Annotated in this window: 7 protein-coding genes; 1 reads left to right on the forward strand and 6 read right to left on the reverse strand. The window is 65.0% G+C overall.

The window, feature by feature from the left end:
- The first annotated feature begins 13 nt into the window (after positions 1-13).
- Entirely contained in the window at positions 14-85 is a 72-nt protein-coding gene (locus tag KK7_RS23775) for a hypothetical protein (protein WP_420186418.1), read from the forward strand.
- Positions 86-110: 25 nt separating this feature from the next.
- On the opposite strand, the gene KK7_RS0114700 is transcribed toward KK7_RS23775, so the two are convergent.
- Genes KK7_RS0114700 through KK7_RS0114720 form a run of 6 tightly spaced genes read right to left on the reverse strand, consistent with a single transcriptional unit; the run spans position 111 to position 5,424 of the window.
- On the reverse strand, positions 111-512 hold the full coding sequence (locus KK7_RS0114700; protein ID WP_010545409.1) for a VOC family protein: 402 nt from the start codon (positions 510-512) through the stop codon (positions 111-113).
- Positions 509-1,534 (reverse strand): hypothetical protein, encoded by a 1,026-nt coding sequence (locus KK7_RS0114705; protein WP_010545410.1) that lies wholly within the window; start codon positions 1,532-1,534, stop codon positions 509-511. Before KK7_RS0114705 ends, KK7_RS0114700 begins: the two co-directional genes overlap by 4 nt.
- Positions 1,534-3,090, reverse strand: a complete 1,557-nt coding sequence (locus KK7_RS0114710) for an MBOAT family O-acyltransferase (RefSeq protein ID WP_010545411.1) — start codon at positions 3,088-3,090, stop codon at positions 1,534-1,536. The genes KK7_RS0114705 and KK7_RS0114710 overlap by 1 nt, the downstream gene beginning before the upstream one ends.
- Positions 3,091-3,111: 21 nt before the next feature.
- On the reverse strand, positions 3,112-3,243 hold the full coding sequence (locus KK7_RS23615; protein ID WP_272941574.1) for a hypothetical protein: 132 nt from the start codon (positions 3,241-3,243) through the stop codon (positions 3,112-3,114).
- Complete coding sequence (locus KK7_RS0114715; protein WP_010545412.1) at positions 3,240-5,150, reverse strand: HAD-IIIC family phosphatase; 1,911 nt, start codon at positions 5,148-5,150, stop codon at positions 3,240-3,242. The genes KK7_RS23615 and KK7_RS0114715 overlap by 4 nt, the downstream gene beginning before the upstream one ends.
- Positions 5,151-5,160: 10 nt before the next feature.
- A complete protein-coding gene (locus KK7_RS0114720) occupies positions 5,161-5,424 on the reverse strand; it encodes an acyl carrier protein (protein WP_337459583.1) in 264 nt (87 codons plus the stop codon).
- Positions 5,425-5,536 lie beyond the last annotated feature (112 nt).

Raw genomic sequence — 5,536 nt, forward strand, 5'->3', positions numbered from 1 at the left:
ACCGCTGGCCATTCTGCATCGCTCGCCGCCGCTAACGGACACCGGCGAAACGCGTTTGCTGCTGGTGATCGACCCTCCATCGTGAGAGCGCGGTCCTTGCCAGCGAGGTGTCAGAGGATTTGGATATATTCGACGATGACGCCGCGTGTGGCGGAGGGTCTTAGGAAGTTGCAGAGGAAGTTGCCGGCGCCCTGGACGGAGCGTTCTTCGAGCATCGGGGAGCCGAGGGCGGCGAAATGGGCCTCGACCGCGGCGAGGTCGGGGACTTCGAACGCGAGATGATGGATGCCGCCTGCGCCCTTGTTGAATCGCTCGAGCGGTCCGCCGTCGGGGACGACGAATTCGATGGGCGAGCGGCCGGCGGCGCGGGTGAAGATGCAGGTTGCCTGAAACTGGGGCACATAGCCGCGATAGTCTTCGGTGAGGCCGAGGGTGGCCATCATCGCCTGTACGGCGTCCTCGTCCGGCTGGACGATGCCGACATGGTGGAGGGGCGGGTCTGCGAGGATCATCGATGCTTCCTGAGTTCGGCGGCGACGGGTTCGACGAGCCAGTCGGTCAGTATCTGCGCGCCGTGCGAATCGAGATGGGCATAGTCGCTGTAGAGTTCGGGATGGTTGCTGAGGAAGCCGGCATTCCAGATCTCGCCGTAACGGCGGTAGAGATCGGCCTCCTGCAAGGTGGTAGGCCCGGTATAATAGGGCAGTGCCAGGAAGACGATCTTGACGCCGCGGCGCTGTGCGGCGGCGGCGATGTGGCGGATGAAGTGGCGCTCGTCGCCGAACTCGACATCGGCGAGGCCGGGACCGAGGATCGGTGGATTGGTGCCGCGCTCGAGCTTGGCGACGCCGCGGCGGAGCTCGGCGAGGGTGCCAGGCTTCGAGCCGTTCTTGATCCGGCCGTCTGGCAGGCGGACGTCGCCGGTGGTCTCGACCACGGATCCGCGATAGGTGGCGGGATCGAAGGACTTGTCCAGCCCCAGCGCCTGCGGGAACAGGTCGGCGGCGAACAGCTTCATGCTGCGATAGGGGACGTAGGCGAGATCGGACAGATAGTTGATATTGCCGAAATAGCCGGGGTTTGCGAGCATCGCGCGCGGTGCGATATATTTGAACGCGGAATGGCCGAAGCGCGACGGCTTCTCGAACACGCCGATGACGAGCAGCTTTGGCCGCTTGGTCGAGAGCATCTCGTCGACGATCATCGCGTTGATGTTGCGCCCGGTTTCCGGGAGCGAGAAGTTGACGACATGGGCAGGCAGGCCGCGTGCGGCGAGGCTGGCTGCCAGGCGCGGCGCGGAGACGCCGGCTTCCACCCGGGAGGGGCCCACGAACGCGACGTCGATCGGCGTCGGGTCCTCATGCACGCGTTCGTAGATCCAGCGCGCCCGGGCATGGATGGTACCGCCCAGCAGCTGCCAGCGCTGGTACGGGTTCTCGGGCAGGAGCGACGCGAGCACCGCGAAGCCCAGCGCGATGGCGAGGATCAGCCAGGTCTTGCGGCCGGCGTGGAGGGATGGGGTGGAGCTGGCCATCAGAAGTTGAAGTACAGGAAGATGCCCTGCCCCCGCTGGATGAACGCGATACCGAGAAACAGGGCGGCGCCGGCGAACAGAAGACCGGGCAGATTGGGCTTCCAGGTCCAGTCCAGCCGTGCGGGTGCCACATCGCGCCAGTCGCGCCAGTTATAGGCAGGATCGAAGCGGCGCATGATCTGCTGCGTGTTTGGTGCAAACATGATGATGAGGGTTCCCAGAAGGATGGTTGCCGCCAGGCCGAGATCGAACGGGACGTCGAGGATGGCGCCGCGCAGACCGCTCATTCCGCTCCAGATGTCTACGGCATCGCCGACCGATCGCGCCCGGAACATGACGTTGGCATAGGCAACGGCGAGGAGCGTCAGCACGTGATAGGCGGCACGCTCCATCATGCCGGGGTCGGTAAGGGTGATGCCCTTCTTCTTCAGGAACTTACGCCGCTGCTTGCGACGTTCGCGCCAGGCTTCGTTGACGCAGATATAGACGGCATGCATCACCCCGAAGGCAACGAACGTCCATCCCGCACCGTGCCAGATGCCGATCACCACGAAGGTGATGAAGGTCGGCAGCGCAATGCCCATGGCGAAGGCGCTCCAGCCCTTCAGGCCGTATTCCATCGCCCGCCGGTTGAGCGGCAGCGACAGCGGCTGGAAGATATAGGCGACGATGAAGCGCTGCAGGGTCATGTGCCAGCGGCGCCAATAGTCGATGATGCTCGAGGCCCGCAGCGGCGAGTGGAAGTTGAGCGGCAGCTTCACGCCGAACATCCGGCCCAGGCCGATCGCCATGTCGGAATAGCCCGAAAAGTCGAAATAGAGCTGCAGCGTGTAGGTGATCGCTGCCAGCCAGCCGCCGGCCAACCCGAAATGCTGCCCGCCGGCCTCCGCGTCGAACAACGGATTGGCGTAGGACGAGAGCGTGTCGGCGATCACCGTCTTCTTGAACAGACCGATGGCGAGGATCACCAACCCTACCATCACGTTCCGCGCGATCAGGCGTCCCCAGAGCCGGTTGCGCAGCTGGGGAACGATTTCCTGGTAGTGGACGATCGGCCCGGCGATCAGCTGCGGGAAAAACGCCGCGAACAGGGCAAAGTCGAGAAAGCGCATGCGCTTCGCCTCGCCCCGCGCGCTGTCGATAAGGTATGCGATCTTCTGGAAGGTGAAGAAGGAAATCGCGAGCGGCAGGGCGATGCGACCCAGGCTGTACTGCGTGTCCAGCACCGCGTTGACATTGTCGAAGACGAAGTTGGCATATTTGAACCAGCCCAGCAGCAGCACGTCGGCCAGCACGCCGAACACCAGCCACAGCTTGACCGCGCGATGCCGCCCCGCGTCGTACGTCCGCTGGATGATCCCGCCGACGACATAGTTGAAGACGATCGAGCCGAGCAGCAGCGGCAGGTGCTCGGGCTTCCACCAGGCGTAAAAACCGAGCGAGAACAGCGTCAGCGCAACCTTGGCCGCATCCTGGCGCCACCGGCCCAGCGCATAGGTCCCGACGAACGCGACCGGCAGGAACACGAAGAGGAAGAAGAAGGAATTGAACAGCATCGCTTAACCCTTTGGCACCCCTCAAGCGTGCCGGGCGGCAATGCCGGCCCAGGCGCCCTGCGCCGGTCGCACCATGCGCACGGGCTCGATGATCCTTGGTGTCTCTGGCAGCGCCTCGATCGCCGCGGCCGGATCTTCGGGCCTCCCGCTCATGCCGCCGTGTCCGATAGCGCCTCGTCGACGAGCGTCATCGGCAGGTCGGCCGGCGTGCATCCGTCGAGCCGGAGCTCCCACAAGCTGTGCCCCTCCGGTGTCTGCTCCAGCTTCTGGAAGCCCAGCTTCTGGTAATGCTGCTCGACCATCATGTTCTTGGCTGAGGGAATGTAGCGCCCGATCAGGCGGTCGGCACCGGCCCGGCGCGCGGCCGTGATCAGGTGCCCCAGCGCCGCCTGCTCGACCCGCCGGCCCAGCACCCGGCAGCTCATCAGCCAGGTGTCGATCTCCCAGTCGGCGCCGTTCTTGTCGGCAATGAGCACGCAGATAATGCCGTTGTCGCCGAAGCGGTCGACCAGGCGAATCTGCACGATGTGCTTCGATGGGTCGTTCGCTAGCGCCTCAACTTCCGGCTCGGTGTAGCGGCGGGTCGTGAGGTTGAATTGGTTGGACTTGTTGATCAGCTGCGCCACGCGCGCACGCCCTGTCGCGTTGACCCGCTGGATCGAGCAGGTCATCGCCAGCGAGCGCAGATAGCCTTCCATGTCGGAAGCTGCCGTCAGCAGCTGCGCGCGCGCGGCATTGGCCTGATACTGGTCGGCCCTGGCGCGATCCTCGTCGGACAGCGCAATCGTCTCGAAATAGCCGGCCGCCGCCAGCATCCGCGGATAGAGCGCCGGATCGGCCGGCAGCTCGGGCACGCCCACCACCGGCAGCTCGGCGCGGACCTGGGCGCGTTCAGCCGGATTGTCGTCGAGAAACACCAGCGCGTCGACGCCGATGTTCAGCGTCTCGGCGATTGCGCGCAGGTTGGACGCCTTGTCAGTCCAGTTCGCCTGGAACACCGCGATGTCGCTTTCCTTCAGCAGCATCTCGGGATGCGACTGGAACGGCGAGCGGGCAGCGGCCTCCTCGTTCTTCGAGCAGACCGCCAGCACGATGCCGCGCGCGCGCAGATCCAGCGCGAGGCGCTGGATCGCGACAAAGGCTTCGCCGGCCGCGCTGCCCTGGCCCAGCTGGATGCCGTCCAGTCCGTCGTCGCCGATGATCCCGCCCCACAACGTGTTGTCGAGATCGAGGACCAGCGCCTTCTTGGTCTTGCCCTTTACCGCCGCCAGCGTGCGCGCGACCATGTCCCCGTAGACGGGGATGAATTCCGGCGCGAAGCCGAGCTTGGAAGCATGCCAATGGCCATGATCGTGCCACCGCTCGGCACCGACGCTGCCCGCCAGGCGGGCGATGTCGACCAGGACGACGTCTCCCTTGCGCGCCCACTCGACCAGCCGCGCATTCAGCGCCTCGACCATGGCATAGACCGAGCCGGCATGGATCCGGTCGAAGCTGCCGAACAGCGGCTCCACCGGTGTCGGCAATGTCTGCACCAGCATCGGCCCAGCCAGTCCCGGACGGAGCCCGTCGACAATCATGCGGATGCGGCCGAGCGCGTCTTCCACCGCCTGCGCCGCTTCCGCCTCGCTCAGCTTGGGGGTATCGAGGCCGGCCAAGCGATAGTCGAGCGCGAGTACCGCCATGTCGAGGCCCGCACTATGGAGGTGGCTGCCGGCATCGGTGGCGTCGGATACCGCGGCGCCGTAGCTGCCCTCGACCACCTCGACGCGCAGCCCGTGGCGCACCGCCGACCCGGCGATGGCGCTCCCCAGCAGCGACAGCGTGCCGTCACCCAGCAGCCCCAGCTTGACCGGGCTGAAGAACGGATTCGCCTCCGGTACCTGCCGCGACGCATTTGCCAGCTTGTTCAGCTGGCTGTCGTCCAGACGGCAGAGCGCCAGCGACAGCAGGCGCTGCAGACTGGCCACGTCCCCCGCGGCCACGCCGGACTTGAGGGCATTCAGCTGAACGCGAAAATCCGCTGGCGGCAGGGGCAGCCACGCAAGGTCAGAAAGCATGCCGAATTCCCTACTGGGTGCGTCCCGTCTTCTTCGCGATCGCATCGATCAGATCGCCAACATTCTCGAGACTTTCGATCTCGGCATTCGCGAACTTGATCCCGAACGCCCGCTCCATCGCAACGATCAGGCGAATATGACTGAGGCTGTCCCACTCGTCGACATCGTCGGCCGTGGTCGCCGGCGTGATCGTCAGATCTTCATCGTCGAATACATCGATCATGATCTCGCGAACCCGCGCGAGCAACTCCGAATGTTCCAAAACCGCCCCCAATTACCATTTGTCTACACGCCACCGCCGGGTAAACTTTTCCGCACTGCAGCGCAACACCGTCCTTATCGCACGACACGCAACACGTTGAAAGCTCCACACCGCACTCAAGAGC

This window comes from Sphingomonas elodea ATCC 31461, assembly GCF_000226955.1.
Classification (GTDB): domain Bacteria; phylum Pseudomonadota; class Alphaproteobacteria; order Sphingomonadales; family Sphingomonadaceae; genus Sphingomonas; species Sphingomonas elodea.

What these genes read in the sequence shown, in the direction of transcription:
- KK7_RS0114700 (WP_010545409.1), bottom strand. Translation starts at nt 512, where the DNA reads ATGATCCTCGCAGACCCGCCCCTCCACCATGTCGGCATCGTCCAGCCG.
- KK7_RS0114705 (WP_010545410.1), bottom strand. Translation starts at nt 1,534, where the DNA reads ATGGCCAGCTCCACCCCATCCCTCCACGCCGGCCGCAAGACCTGGCTG.
- KK7_RS0114710 (WP_010545411.1), bottom strand. Translation starts at nt 3,090, where the DNA reads ATGCTGTTCAATTCCTTCTTCTTCCTCTTCGTGTTCCTGCCGGTCGCG.
- KK7_RS23615 (WP_272941574.1), bottom strand. Translation starts at nt 3,243, where the DNA reads ATGAGCGGGAGGCCCGAAGATCCGGCCGCGGCGATCGAGGCGCTGCCA.
- KK7_RS0114715 (WP_010545412.1), bottom strand. Translation starts at nt 5,150, where the DNA reads ATGCTTTCTGACCTTGCGTGGCTGCCCCTGCCGCCAGCGGATTTTCGC.